Annotated in this window: 14 protein-coding genes; 9 read left to right on the plus strand and 5 right to left on the minus strand. The window is 44.6% G+C overall.

The genetic code is table 11. The features are described 5' to 3' along the window. Positions 1-6 precede the first annotated feature (6 nt). The 3 genes from nirD (at position 7) to cobA (ending at position 2,309) form a co-directional block, all read left to right on the plus strand. Positions 7-330 carry a nitrite reductase small subunit NirD gene (gene nirD, locus R7O12_RS02660; protein ID WP_005387969.1) on the plus strand — a complete coding sequence of 108 codons (324 nt, stop codon included), beginning with the start codon at positions 7-9 and terminating at the stop codon, positions 328-330. Positions 331-525: 195 nt separating this feature from the next. After that, entirely contained in the window at positions 526-1,377 is an 852-nt protein-coding gene (locus tag R7O12_RS02665) for a formate/nitrite transporter family protein (protein ID WP_025767739.1), read from the plus strand. A 173-nt stretch (positions 1,378-1,550) separates the two neighbouring features. Continuing rightward, positions 1,551-2,309, plus strand: coding sequence for a uroporphyrinogen-III C-methyltransferase (cobA, locus tag R7O12_RS02670; protein WP_025767740.1), 759 nt, complete (start codon positions 1,551-1,553; stop codon positions 2,307-2,309). A gap of 16 nt (positions 2,310-2,325) precedes the next feature. On the opposite strand, the gene R7O12_RS02675 is transcribed toward cobA, so the two are convergent. Next, complete coding sequence (locus R7O12_RS02675; protein WP_005376058.1) at positions 2,326-2,766, minus strand: DUF4174 domain-containing protein; 441 nt, start codon at positions 2,764-2,766, stop codon at positions 2,326-2,328. A 119-nt stretch (positions 2,767-2,885) separates the two neighbouring features. On the opposite strand from R7O12_RS02675, the gene R7O12_RS02680 reads away from it, so the two are divergent. Next, complete coding sequence (locus R7O12_RS02680) at positions 2,886-3,374, plus strand: NYN domain-containing protein (protein WP_005376059.1); 489 nt, start codon at positions 2,886-2,888, stop codon at positions 3,372-3,374. Between the two features lie 85 nt (positions 3,375-3,459). On the opposite strand, the gene R7O12_RS02685 is transcribed toward R7O12_RS02680, so the two are convergent. Further along, positions 3,460-4,791, minus strand: a complete 1,332-nt coding sequence (locus R7O12_RS02685) for an anaerobic C4-dicarboxylate transporter (protein ID WP_005376060.1) — start codon at positions 4,789-4,791, stop codon at positions 3,460-3,462. A gap of 419 nt (positions 4,792-5,210) precedes the next feature. Here R7O12_RS02685 and R7O12_RS02690 point away from each other — a divergent pair, with 419 nt between their 5' ends. Next, complete coding sequence (locus R7O12_RS02690; RefSeq protein WP_042520969.1) at positions 5,211-5,948, plus strand: siderophore ferric iron reductase; 738 nt, start codon at positions 5,211-5,213, stop codon at positions 5,946-5,948. A gap of 89 nt (positions 5,949-6,037) precedes the next feature. Continuing rightward, the gene (locus tag R7O12_RS02695) at positions 6,038-8,209 is read left to right on the plus strand and encodes a TonB-dependent receptor (RefSeq protein ID WP_017634648.1); all 2,172 of its coding nucleotides are present in this window, start codon (positions 6,038-6,040) and stop codon (positions 8,207-8,209) included. 49 nt (positions 8,210-8,258) lie between these two features. Here R7O12_RS02695 and R7O12_RS02700 read toward each other — a convergent pair whose 3' ends face one another. After that, positions 8,259-8,450, minus strand: coding sequence for a DUF2986 domain-containing protein (locus R7O12_RS02700; protein ID WP_005376066.1), 192 nt, complete (start codon positions 8,448-8,450; stop codon positions 8,259-8,261). Positions 8,451-8,586: 136 nt separating this feature from the next. Here R7O12_RS02700 and R7O12_RS02705 point away from each other — a divergent pair, with 136 nt between their 5' ends. Together R7O12_RS02705 and R7O12_RS02710 are read left to right on the plus strand one after the other, a co-directional pair. Beyond that, entirely contained in the window at positions 8,587-9,096 is a 510-nt protein-coding gene (locus tag R7O12_RS02705; protein WP_025767743.1) for a GNAT family N-acetyltransferase, read from the plus strand. 14 nt (positions 9,097-9,110) lie between these two features. Further along, a complete protein-coding gene (locus tag R7O12_RS02710) occupies positions 9,111-9,500 on the plus strand; it encodes a nitrous oxide-stimulated promoter family protein (protein ID WP_025767744.1) in 390 nt (129 codons plus the stop codon). Between the two features lie 49 nt (positions 9,501-9,549). Here the strand turns inward: R7O12_RS02710 and R7O12_RS02715 are convergent, their stop codons facing one another. Next, on the minus strand, positions 9,550-10,710 hold the full coding sequence (locus R7O12_RS02715) for an MFS transporter (RefSeq protein ID WP_318125603.1): 1,161 nt from the start codon (positions 10,708-10,710) through the stop codon (positions 9,550-9,552). Positions 10,711-10,886: 176 nt separating this feature from the next. Next, complete coding sequence (trxC, locus tag R7O12_RS02720; protein WP_005387991.1) at positions 10,887-11,321, minus strand: thioredoxin TrxC; 435 nt, start codon at positions 11,319-11,321, stop codon at positions 10,887-10,889. Between the two features lie 162 nt (positions 11,322-11,483). Here trxC and R7O12_RS02725 point away from each other — a divergent pair, with 162 nt between their 5' ends. Next, the gene (locus tag R7O12_RS02725; protein WP_025767745.1) at positions 11,484-12,578 is read left to right on the plus strand and encodes a ketoacyl-ACP synthase III; all 1,095 of its coding nucleotides are present in this window, start codon (positions 11,484-11,486) and stop codon (positions 12,576-12,578) included. The last annotated feature ends 35 nt before the right edge of the window (positions 12,579-12,613 follow it).

The raw sequence follows: 12,613 nt of genomic DNA on the forward strand, positions 1-12,613 counted from the left end.
TTGATTATGTCATTTGAAAAGATTTGCCAAATCAGCGACATCGTACCGGGCACGGGTGTTTGTGCACTGGTTGATGGTCAGCAAGTTGCGGTATTCCGCCCAACACAAGCAGAAGAAGTGCTGGCGATCAGCAACACAGACCCGTTCTTCCAATCAAACGTGCTTTCTCGCGGTTTGATCTGTGAGCACCAAGGCGAGCTTTGGGTGGCTAGCCCACTTAAGAAGCAACGCTTTAACCTGACAACAGGTGCGTGCATGGAAGACGAGCGTTTTAGCGTGAAAGCGTACAAAACCCGCGTAACCAACGGCGAAGTAGAAATCTCTGCGTAAGCTTGGTTTTCATTCCCTCCTCTTAGGGGGAGGGAATGAACTGAAACCTAGATTTAATAGACAAAGGCTTTCCAAGCATCAACTCAGGGGAACAGGGAAGCGAGGTGTTGTAGATAGCGTTCAGGTGTCAACGGGAAGCCTTTCTCTATTCAATCTTTAACTTTTTAACTTTCAATTTTGGATAAGGACACATTCATGTCTACTGATTTTAAGCCTGCAGAATTCGTGCAAACCATGATCAATGTTGGTGAAGCGAAAACTAATACAAGCACGCGAGACCTTCTGCTTCGCGGTACGATGGCTGGCGTTATTCTTTCGCTTGCGGTGGTGGTTGCTATTACCGCGATTGTACAAACGGGTATCGGTCTTGTAGGAGCACTTGTTTTCCCCGTTGGTTTCGTGATTCTAAGTGTGATGGGGTATGACCTAGTAACCGGTGTTTTTGGTCTAGCGCCTCTGGCTAAGTTTGCAAACCGTCCTGGTATCACTTGGGGTCGTATCTTCCGTTGTTGGGGTCTTGTGGGCTTGGGTAACCTTATCGGTTCTCTAATCGTTGCTTACCTAGTGGCTATCTCACTAACAGGTAACTTCTCTCTAGAACTGAACGCAGTAGCGAAGAAATTTGTCGCTGTTTCTACCGCGCGTAGCCTTGGTTTTGAAAACATGGGTATGGACGGATGGATCACATGTTTCGTACGCGGCATCTTCTGTAACCTAATGGTGTGTCTAGGCGTTATAGGCAACATGACGGCACGTTCGGTGTCTGGTCGCGTAGCAATGATGTGGTTCCCAATCTTCATCTTCTTTGCGCTAGTATTTGAACACACCGTAGTAAACATGTTCCTATTCCCACTAGGTATGATTCTAGGTGCGGATTTTGGTATCGCGACTTGGTTGAACTTCAACCTTATTCCAACCATTCTAGGTAATATTGTTGGTGGTCTCGTAATGACTTGTATTCCACTGTACCTAACTCACGCGAAAACAGCGCCTTCTATCAACGTAGTTGAAGAAGAAGTAAAAGCAGAGCCTGCAATCGCAAAATAAACCGCTTTTATCTGGCCCTACCTATGGTAGGTAGGGCTGTTCAACTCATTTAACTTTCGATAAGTATTGTATTGATTTAGCTATAAAAAGTAATAACTCCTTGGGGTGATTTTAACCTTGAGTTAATGACTTGAGTGTTACTTTTTATGTCCAAATTTTCGATAGGCGTTGATATGACAACTGTTAACTCATCTTTAAACAGCGGCTTTGTTTCTCTTGTTGGTGCAGGTCCTGGTGACCCTGATTTGCTCACAGTAAAAGGCTTAAAAGCCATTCAAGCGGCTGAAGTTGTTGTGTACGACCGATTGGTATCAAAAGAGATTCTTGAGTTGGCCCATGCATCAGCAGAGATGATTTATGTTGGGAAAAAGCTCGATTTTCACTGTGTACCTCAAGATCAAATCAACCAAATCTTGGTGCAGAAAGCGCAAGAAGGTAAGCGTGTTGTGCGTCTGAAGGGCGGTGACTCATTTATCTTTGGCCGTGGTGGTGAGGAGCTAGAAGAACTAGCGGAATTTGGTATTAAATACGAAGTGGTTCCGGGGATCACAGCAGCAGCGGGTGCAACGGCTTACGCTGGTATTCCATTAACACACCGCGACCATGCGCAAAGCGTTCAATTCATCACTGGTCACGTACAAAAAGATGGTCGTGAGATTGAATGGCATTCTCTAGCACAATCCAACAACACACTTGTTTTCTACATGGGTTTGAAGCAAAGCGGCCACATTATGGATAAGCTGATCACTCATGGGTTAGATCCTGAGATGTCATGCGCCATTATTGAAAACGGTACGCGCCCAGAGCAGCGTGTGTTCCAAGGAAAGTTGAACGAGCTATCGATCATGGCAGAGCAAGCCGTGAGCCCAGCATTGATTGTGGTTGGCAGCGTGACTCAACTTCACAACAAGTTGGATTGGTTCGCAAAGTAATACTGCCCAGAACTGACTATATTTTACAGGGGCTTTGTTGCCTCTGCATTTCTTGCTTACGCATAGGCATTTGATCAATGAGGTTGTTGATAAACGGCCAGTCTGTTTCTGCGCCCCAACGGTGCTTTTCTAGACCATCTTTACCAAGCAAAATAGCGGTATGAGAACCTTTTTCGACCTCATAAAGACGAGCTAGCATTTTTAGGTCGAACTCTTCTTTAAGCCAAGCAGGAAAAGTATAACCTTGTTCTGTAATGACCAGCGTGACGACATCTCTGTCTTCCAACTCACACTCATTCATAAGTGTTTCTAGCAAGAATTGTTTGACGTATTCATCATTTTCTGGCGCAAAGTAGAGCACACTTCTATGTGGCCAGTATTTGGAGTGCGCTGGATAACCAAATGCTGTCGATGACAAGATACAAGAAAGCAGTATCACTAGTAACTTTCCGCCCATGACAGTTCCCCTAGAAACCCAAATAACTTTTTATACGTTAAGTTTAGTGGAATTGGCTCATTGTGCTTTTTCCAAAACTGGCATAGGGTAGGCAGCAAATAAATTGAGCGTAGAAATAGATGAGTTCGGAAAGCAAACAAAAAATCGCCATTTTGGTTGATGTACAGAATGTGTATTACACCTGTCGCGAAGCGTATCGAAGCAATTTTGATTACAACCAGTTTTGGTATGTTGCCACACAAGGGAAAGAGGTGGTAAGTGCTCGTGCTTATGCTATTGCGAGCAATGATCCCAAGCAACGTCAGTTCCACCATATTCTTCGGGGTGTTGGCTTTGAGGTGATGCTTAAACCCTACATCCAGCGTCGTGATGGTAGCTCGAAAGGCGATTGGGATGTGGGTATTACTCTCGATGCAATTGAAATTGCTCCCGAAGTTGAGGAAGTGATTCTAGTTTCGGGAGATGGAGACTTTAGTCTGCTAGTAGAGAGAATTCAGCAGCGCTTCAATAACACGGTGACCGTTTATGGTGTACCTAAGCTAACATCCCAAACTCTGATTGATTGTGCCGACAATTTTGTCGCGATTGATGACGATTTCTTGCTGTAGTAATAGTGCAATAAAGAAAGGCGAGTCACTCAGGCTGTACGAAACGTACAATGACTCGCCTCTAATTTATCGTTGATTTGGCTAGTTACGAAGGAATGATCATTTGCCCTAGCAAGTAACCCAAGCAACACGCACCAATCACGCCGATTAAGCCCACAGACATGAATGAGTGGTTGAAGTACCACTTACCAATCTTAGTTGTGCCCGAGGTATCGAAGTTCACAGTCGCGATATCTGAAGGGTAGTTTGGAATAAAGAAGTAGCCGTATACCGCTGGCATCAAGCCGATAAGCAGCGCAGGTTCCAAACCTAAGCCGAGACCAACAGGCAGCATCATGCGAGCCGTTGCAGCTTGAGAGTTCACCACAACCGACACAATGAATAACGCAAGCGCGAATGTCCAAGGATAGTTGGTTACCATCTCAACGATGCCAGATTTAAATTGAGGCATAGCGTACTGGAAGTAGGTATCTGACATCCATGCAATACCGAAGATAGCAATCGCCGCCACCATACCAGATTTAAATACCACCCCATTTGGTACGTCACGCGGGTCAGTTTTGGTCGCAAGCAAAATGATACCGCCGAAGCAGAGCATCATCATTTGAATCACAACTGCCATGCTGATTGGCTTCGAGCCATCTACGATGGTACGAATGTCTGGCCACATCGCGATAACGACGATAACCAAGATAGAAGCAATGAACAGCAATACAGAGTTACGAGCACTTGTTGGTAGTACTTCATCAAGAGACGTTGCAGTTGTGTTGAGGATTTTTTCTCTCCACACAGGATCTTTCAAACGCTCTTGGTATTCTTCATCGTCGTCTAGCTCTTTACCACGCTTTAGGCTGTAAAGTGACATCAACAACGTACCGAATAGCGTTGCAGGTACAGTAACGAGCAGAATTGAGAGCAGAGTGATCTCGTGTTGAATATCAGAGAGTTGCGCCAAGTAGTAAACTACGGCCGCTGAAATTGGTGATGCCGTGATTGCGATTTGAGAGGCGACAGAAGCGGCAGCCATAGGACGCTCAGGACGAATGCCGTTTTTAAGTGCAACGTCGCCAATGATTGGCATGATAGAGTAAACCGCGTGACCTGTACCAAGTAGGAAGGTCATAAAGTAAGTCACGAACGGAGCAATAAGGGTGACGCGTTTTGGGTTCTTACGAAGCACACGCTCGGCAACTTGCAGCATGTATTTCAAACCGCCAGCGGCTTCAAGAATGGAAGCACATGTTACCACCGCTAAAATGATCAACATGACGGTGACAGGAGGAGAGGTTGGCGGCATCTTAAAGATGAAGACTTCAATCACCAAGCCAATTCCGGATACGACCCCAAGGCCTATACCACCATAACGTGAGCCGATATACAGCATCACGAGCAAAAATAGAAACTCAAGATACAACATGTGGATTTCCTTATTCAAAACAGAGGGCTACATAGCCAAATTACCTCTTTGTATTGTCTCGATATTCAGAAAGAAAATACTTCATGTTGTTCACAATCCGCTGGATAAGAAACAGCAATATTCAATTATTGGCAATAACTCACGCTACACAGGGGAACTGTTAACACAGTTTTATCAGGGTGTTTTTATGCTGTGTATTTTTGCGATCATGTGAGCGTTAAATGCGAAGAGGTTTAAGAGTTTGTTGCTATTCATCGCATACGTAACCAGACCTTACAGTTTCACAGAACGCGGAAATACAGTCATAACTAACCCTAAAGGTGCTTCTTTGTTATGAAAACGCAAAGGATAATAGTTTGCATTGCGATTGGTGCTTGGGTATAAAGGTGTCAGAATGACTACACCAACAATAAGCCATCATGTCTGAGCAATTTTTCCCGCAACTGTTTCAAACTTCGAGTGAGATTACACCTTATCTACACGGTGATATCGGCGAGATAGGGCAAGAAGCTATCCATATCGAGAATGATATCAACCCGATCATCCAAGGCCTTTACCAGCAAATCTCGGAGGCTCATCCGGAAGCGGGAAAAGCATATTGGTTGACAAGAACGTGGGATTTACTTTGTTGGCAGCCAGTTTATGTCGCATTCATCTCTATTTACGGTTACCACACGTTGCCAAACATTCGCGAGATAGCGCAGCACCTCAAACCTTGTTTTGTTTCTGGGTACCGATTCGCCGACGAAGCGCATATACATGGCGAGCCAGAAGCGTTGATAAAAGAGGCGGGGCGTCAAATCCGAGAACTGTTCGACTTCTATCAACAAGAGATGAGTCAATGGACACGCATTCGTCCTGGCTTCACCCATCAATTGATGTCGGACGGAATCATGGCTTGTTTAATTCGTCTCCAACAGCGCTTTCCGCAAATGACTAACTCGACACTTCAGGAGCATGCGGTCTTGTGGCTAAGCGCAATGGGTTTGGATGTTGATAATAGCCGCTCACTTCATGAGACGGAATCTGATCAGCCGCTAAAGTTAGTAAGAAAAAGTTGTTGTTTAGTCTATAAGTGTGAAGGCAGAAAGCTTTGTGCAGATTGTCCTCGTTTAGAGGAAAATCGACAGCTTATGAGCAAGAAGGTTCTTAATTAACATTTATTTAACTTGTGTAACAGTGCTCGATTTGAGAGTGAGAATAAGTATCATTGCATGCTCTTGTTGACAACAAAAAGATAAATACAATGATGAAAAGGACGTTTTCTTTCAATCTCATCGTACTTGCGATGAGCAGTGGATACGCAGTTAGCTCAATAGCAGCAGAAGATCTTCAACAAACATCGACTCCGAGCGATGAGCAATTGGTTGTTGTAGGCAGTGTGATGCCGAAATCGATCTCCGATATTCCAGGAACGGTTTGGTTTGTTGGCCAAGAAGAGATTGCTCAGCAATATCGTGCGGGCAAGACACTGGGTGATATTCTTTCTGCAACCATCCCTTCTTTAGACGTCGGCACCGGTGGTCGAACTAACTATGGTCAGAACCTTCGCGGTAGAGCAATGTTGGTAATGATTGATGGTGTCTCGTTACAGTCTTCTCGCCCGATTAGTCGTCAGTTAGATGCAATAGACCCATTCAACATCGAGCGAATTGAAGTACTATCTGGTGCAACCTCCATTTATGGTGCAGGCGCTACTGGTGGTGTTATTAACATTATCACCAAGAAAGCGTACTCGGATGACTTGTCGTTTGAATCCTACGTGAGTGGCACTACAGGCTTTAATAGCAGCGATGACTTTGATTACAAACTCGCTCAGTCTATCTCGGGTGGTAATGAGCGAATTACCGCTAGAGGTTCGGTTGTGTACACCGAGACACAAGGTGCATTTGACGCAAATGGCGACATTGTCACCCCAGACATTTCACAGGGCTCTTTGCAGTATAATTCAACGCTCGATGTTATGGGATCGACCGAGATTCAAATCTCCGATGCCAGCAAGTTAAACCTTGTCGCACAATACTATGACAGCCAGCAAGATTCGCCATACGGTTTGTACATTGTTAACAATAAATTTGTTGATGTACGAGAGGGGTTCGATTCCGACCGTGAACATGGTACAGAGCGAGTTCTCTTAAGTGCGAACTACGCTCACGACAGCGTATTCGGTCATCAACTGATAGGCGAGTTATCTTACCGTAGTGAAGACCAAACCTTTACTCCTTATTACCAAAGTGCCTCTCAACAAAAAACAGAAGTTTTTGCTGGGCGCTTAGCGTTAGCTAAAAGCTGGGAGTCATTCAAACTTGTTTATGGTGTCGATGCGTACTTAGACCGTTTTGAAAGTAACCAGGCTCTGTTCGATCCAACCATTGCGAACAGCTCTGGGAACTTAATTAATCGAACCTATGCCGAAGTGGGGCGTTACCCAGATGTTGATGTGGCGTCTTACGCAATGTTTGTCCAAGGGGATTACCAAATCAATCAAGATTGGTCAGTACAAGCAGGCTACCGCTACCAATACATGGACAATAAGATTGATGATTTTGTTGCCTATAGTATACAAAAGAAGATCGCATCGGGTAATGGTGTATCAGCGGATGCGGTACCAGGTGGCAGCACTGACTACTCTGTGAGCTTATTTAATTTGGGCACCATTTATCAGCTTAACGATGAATCTCAGCTTTGGGCGAACTTCTCTCAAGGTTTCGAACTCGCTGATCCTGCAAAGTACTACGGCCAAGGTAGCTACGATGCCGCGGATGCAAATGGTCACTACGCGTTGAACAATAGCATTAACGTATCTGACTCAAAAATGTCGGGCATCAAAACGGACAGCTATGAAATTGGTTACCGATTAGATACGGATACTGTCGCACTGCAAGCGGCGGGTTACTACTCGGTGTCGGATAACTCAATCAAGTATGACAAGAAGACGCTCCTAATCACCAATGTTGATGACGAGCAACGTGTATACGGTGCCGAAGCAAACATTAACTACTGGGTAAACCGTGATATTTTGTTAGGTGCATCAGGTCACTATGTGGTTTCTGAGCTGAAAACCAACGGTAAGTGGGAAGATCTAAGTGCGGGTAAAGCAAGTACATCAAAAGCGAACGCGTGGGCGGCTTACTATCAGGATGGCTATTCACTACGTCTACAAAGCCAGACGATGTTTGATTACGAAGATGACGCAAACAACAAACTAGATGGATACACTACGTTTGATCTTCTTGGTAACGTAACACTACCTATCGGGCAGTTAGGTTTTGGTATTCAAAACCTATTTGACGAAGACTACACAACCGCTTGGGGACAACGTGCGCAGATTCTTTATGCAGCACACTACGATGCAGCAGCGTACGACTACAAAGGAAGAGGTCGCACATTCACACTGAACTACAGTGTTGAATACTAAAGCTAACTCGCTCCAAATATCAAAAAAGCCGCTTGAAGCGGCTTTTCTTTTAGGCTTGATCTGTCTGCGCTGTGTCTACAACGTTTTCCGTGTGTTCTGAAGCTTGGTTTTGTTCTTCAGCTTCCATTTTCGCGCGTTCAGCTTTGGAGATATAACGCGGCTTATTGCTCTTATGTAGCTTAGCGTTATGCTTCTTCTGCTTCGCTTTCAAGATCTGATTGATTTTCTTCTTGCGGTTCATGGTGGTGGTCCTTTAATTTAGCGAGGCAGGATAGTTACTTTTTTATCAAGTTACAACTAAATAAGCGCCGGTATCGGTCGCAAAATTCAAGTACGTTCCTATGTCCAATCATCTATCGCGTTTTAATGGAGCCCAAATGAAAACACTGTACACCGAACGTTTGATACTGCGTCTTGTGAGTGTAAATGATGCACCATTTATACTAGAACTTTATAACCGCCCAGACTTCTACCGTTTTGTCGGAGACAAACAAATTCGTACCGAATATGAAGCGGCGCGTTACATAAAAGAAAACATGCTACGCATGCAAAAAATTAGAGGCGTGAGTTTACTCGTTGTAGAGAAGAAAGAAGATGGACAACCCATCGGGATTTGTGGGTTGGTTAAACGTGACACATTACAACACTATGATCTCGGATATGGATTTTTACCTTCCGCTTATGGCTTCGGCTACGGAACGGAGTCTGCAACCGCAGTGCTGGAATACGCTAGAGAGGAAATGAAACTCGATAATTTGGTTGCCATCACCAACAATGACAATATTCGTAGTATAAGTTTGCTCAAAAAACTGGGCTTTGAGTTTGAACGAGTTGAGCAGCAATATGATAATGGCCGCACGTTAGAACTTTACACAATGATGTTGTGATTTTTGGATAGCGCATGAGCGATATTTTACTTGGCAAACTCGCCACTGAATTTAAGACAGTAAAAGCCATGGTAGAGGTTTACTGTCATGACCATCATGGAACAAAACGTGACTTATGCTCAGAATGTCATGAGCTGCTTGAATACGCAGAAGTGCGCCTCGACCGCTGTCCTTATGGAGAGAATAAACCGACGTGTAATAAATGTCCGATTCACTGCTACAAACCAGAGCCGAAAGAACAAATGCGTTTGGTCATGCGTTACTCTGGCCCCAGAATGTTACTGAAACATCCCATCTTGGCGGTTCGTCATTTGCTTCATGAAAAGCGAATGGTACCGGAAAAGCCTGCAGCGAACGCGTCAAACCGTCACAAGCGTTTATCTAAACAAAAATGCGAAGAATAAAAAAACGAGGGCGACATGCCCTCGTTTTCGTTGAGTAGAAGCGGCGTGGTTAGAGGCCAGCGGCCATACGCTGCTTGGTTTTGCTCGCAGCAAGTAGCATGTATACGCCAGTCGCAACCAAAGCGGCAAACAAGTAGCCTAGCAAGCCGTGTTCTTGGCCCATAAATTTATCAGCGACAACAGGACCAGCAACAGAGCCGATGCTGTAGCTAAATAGCATGACTTGTGTCGCAGAGACAATAAAGTGTTCATCAAGTCCTTCGCAACCTAAGTTGATTGCAATCGGGTACAAGGCAAAAGTAGCTGCACCTAAAAAGAATAATGCAGCAGCCAATACCACGGCTGACGAGGAAATAAAGGTCATACCGATCGAAAAAATACCCAAAATACAGAAAAACGCCATTAGCACTGTGCGGCTCATGTATTTGTTTAACGCGGTCACCATTGGTTGAACTAGCATGCCACCTAGAATCACTAGCGCCATCAATGTACCAATGTCTTGATGGCTAATTTTACGGTTAGTTAACTCAACTGGCATTAATCCGTAGATCGCGCCTAAGGTCAAACCTGAAACAACACAACCAATAATTGCTGCATGGTTTAGTTTGGCAATTTGCTTAAATGATAAAGCGGTTGATTCATGGCTGTTTGGCTGCTCACACTCAATGAACATTAGCACCAGCATCGCCATTAAGATCAACGTCGTGATCGCAATAAACGGAACGCCGCCACTTACGCCAAGCACGCCAATACCAAACTGGCCTAATGCTGAACCACCATAAAGCGATAGCATGTACAAGCTCAAACGTCTCGCACGCGATGCTTCGTCTCCAGACATTAGCCAAGATTCAACAATGACAAAAACACCAGCAACCGCGATACCCGCAATAAAGCGAGCGGCAAGCCACATCAATCCGTTAGCAAACACGGGTAGTGTGACGATAGTTAGCGAAAATACGGCCAAGCAACCAATAAACGCGTTACGGTGACCAACTTGACGTACGATACGTTCAATAAAAATAGCACCGGTTAATAAGCCGCCATAAAACACACTCGCCAACCAACTCGCGTAATCTGCTGAGATGTTGTATTCACCGAGCATGAGAGGGATCAAGCTCATTAAATAGCCCGAAGCCACCGCATAAAGAGACAGTGCGACGACTGGAACTGTAACTCGTGGTGATGCTGCAGGAACGACTGTGTTTTCCACTGTTTTGCGCCTATAAGTTAAATGAAATCTAAGGGTTATTCGGCGCGAATATGAGGCTAATAGTTAGGCAAGTAAAATGATAAATTTAAGTCGTTTCGATAAATAATATTTGTTAACTAGATAGGTTGATAAGTTGCATAAAAACGCCAACCTACAAACAAGGTTGGCGTGGAAGATTATTTAGTAAGTGCTTGATTTAACCATTGATCGAATTGAGTTTTAGGTAACGCACCATTGATCATATCAACGCGTTGACCATTCTTGAAAACCATAATGGTAGGAATACTGCGAATACCAAATTGCGTCGCAAGTTGTTGTTGAGCTTCGGTATCAATCTTAACAAAACGAGCCGTTCCGGCTTGCTCATGAGCAACATCAGAGAAAACAGGAGCAAAACCAACGCACGGGTTGCACCATGGGGCCCAAAAATCTACTACAACAGGCATATCACTTTGTAATAGAGCAGAAAAGTTATCTTGTGTACCTTCGATAGGCGAGCCGTCTAAAAGTGCACTTTTACATTTACCGCAAGTTGCAGATTCGGCAACGCGCTCATTAGGGACACGATTTAGACCGCCGCACGAAGGGCAGCGAGTTTTAAACGATGACATGACTTCTTCCTTTATTACGTATTGATGAAAACATGACTTACCAGTCAGCCTCATTATTTGTATACTTATTTTTTAACCTGCCGAAATAACGCAGCGCAGGTTTGTATTTGAGCCTAAGGTTCTAAGAAATTTTATTAAAATACAACAATAAATAGGTCTGCGATGACAAATTACTACGCTGAAATTACAGGTTGGGGGAAATGTGTTCCGCCAGCCGTGCTCTCTAACGATGATCTTAGCACTTTCCTCGATACTTCCGATGAGTGGATTCGTACCCGCACTGGTATCGAAAACCGCCGTATTAGTCATGTAAACACGTCAGACATGGCGACCGTTGCTGCTAAACATGCATTAGCTCGAGCAGGCGTCGATGCAACAGACGTGGATTTAATCATTGTGGCGACTTGTTCACCAGATTCATTGATTCCAAATATCGCGTCTAAGGTACAGCAGAACCTAGGTATTCGTGCAGCCGCTGCCTTTGACTTAAATGCCGCATGTACGGGATTTGTCTATGGCCTAGAAACGGGCACACGTTTGATTCAATCAGGTAACTATCGTAACGCGATCATTATTGGTGCGGAAAGATTGTCTTTCTACATCGATTGGGCAATGCGAGATACCGCTGTTCTATTTGGTGATGGTGCGGGCGCCGTTGTGTTATCAAGAACGGAAAAAGAAACGGGTTTACTACAGTCTCAAATCGGTTGTGACGCAAAAGGCCGCGATATTCTGTCCGTACCAAAGTTTGGTACTTGTATGGATCGCTTTGCGGAAGACAACGGTTACTGGGATTTCAACTTTGTAGGACAAGAAATTTTCAAACGTGCAGTAAAAGGCATGGGGCTAGCTGCGAAAACCGTACTGAAAGCATCACAGTTAACGACGGAACAAATCGATGTTGTGATTCCGCATCAAGCGAATATTCGTATTATTCAAACCTTGTGTGACCTGTCTGGAATTCCACACGACAAAGCGTTTGTTAACATTCAAAACTATGGCAATACTTCAGCTGCGACGGTGCCAATTGCATTGTGTGAAGCGGTAGAGCAAGGTCGAGTTAACCCAGGTGATAATATGCTTCTTGCTGCATTTGGTGCAGGTTTGACATGGGGTGCGGCAGTATTGAGATGGGGTGACCGCGTAACGCCAGTTTCTGAAAGTGATGCGGTTCTGCCTGAATGTGAGCAATCCGCGTTAGAATTACTTGAGCGTGCCATTAAGCTGTGTAACGAACGCCGTCGCGACGAGGTGTAACGGACACTCTGCAAACATAAGATGAGTAAGGGAGC

Source organism: Vibrio sp. Vb1574 (genome assembly GCF_033338675.1).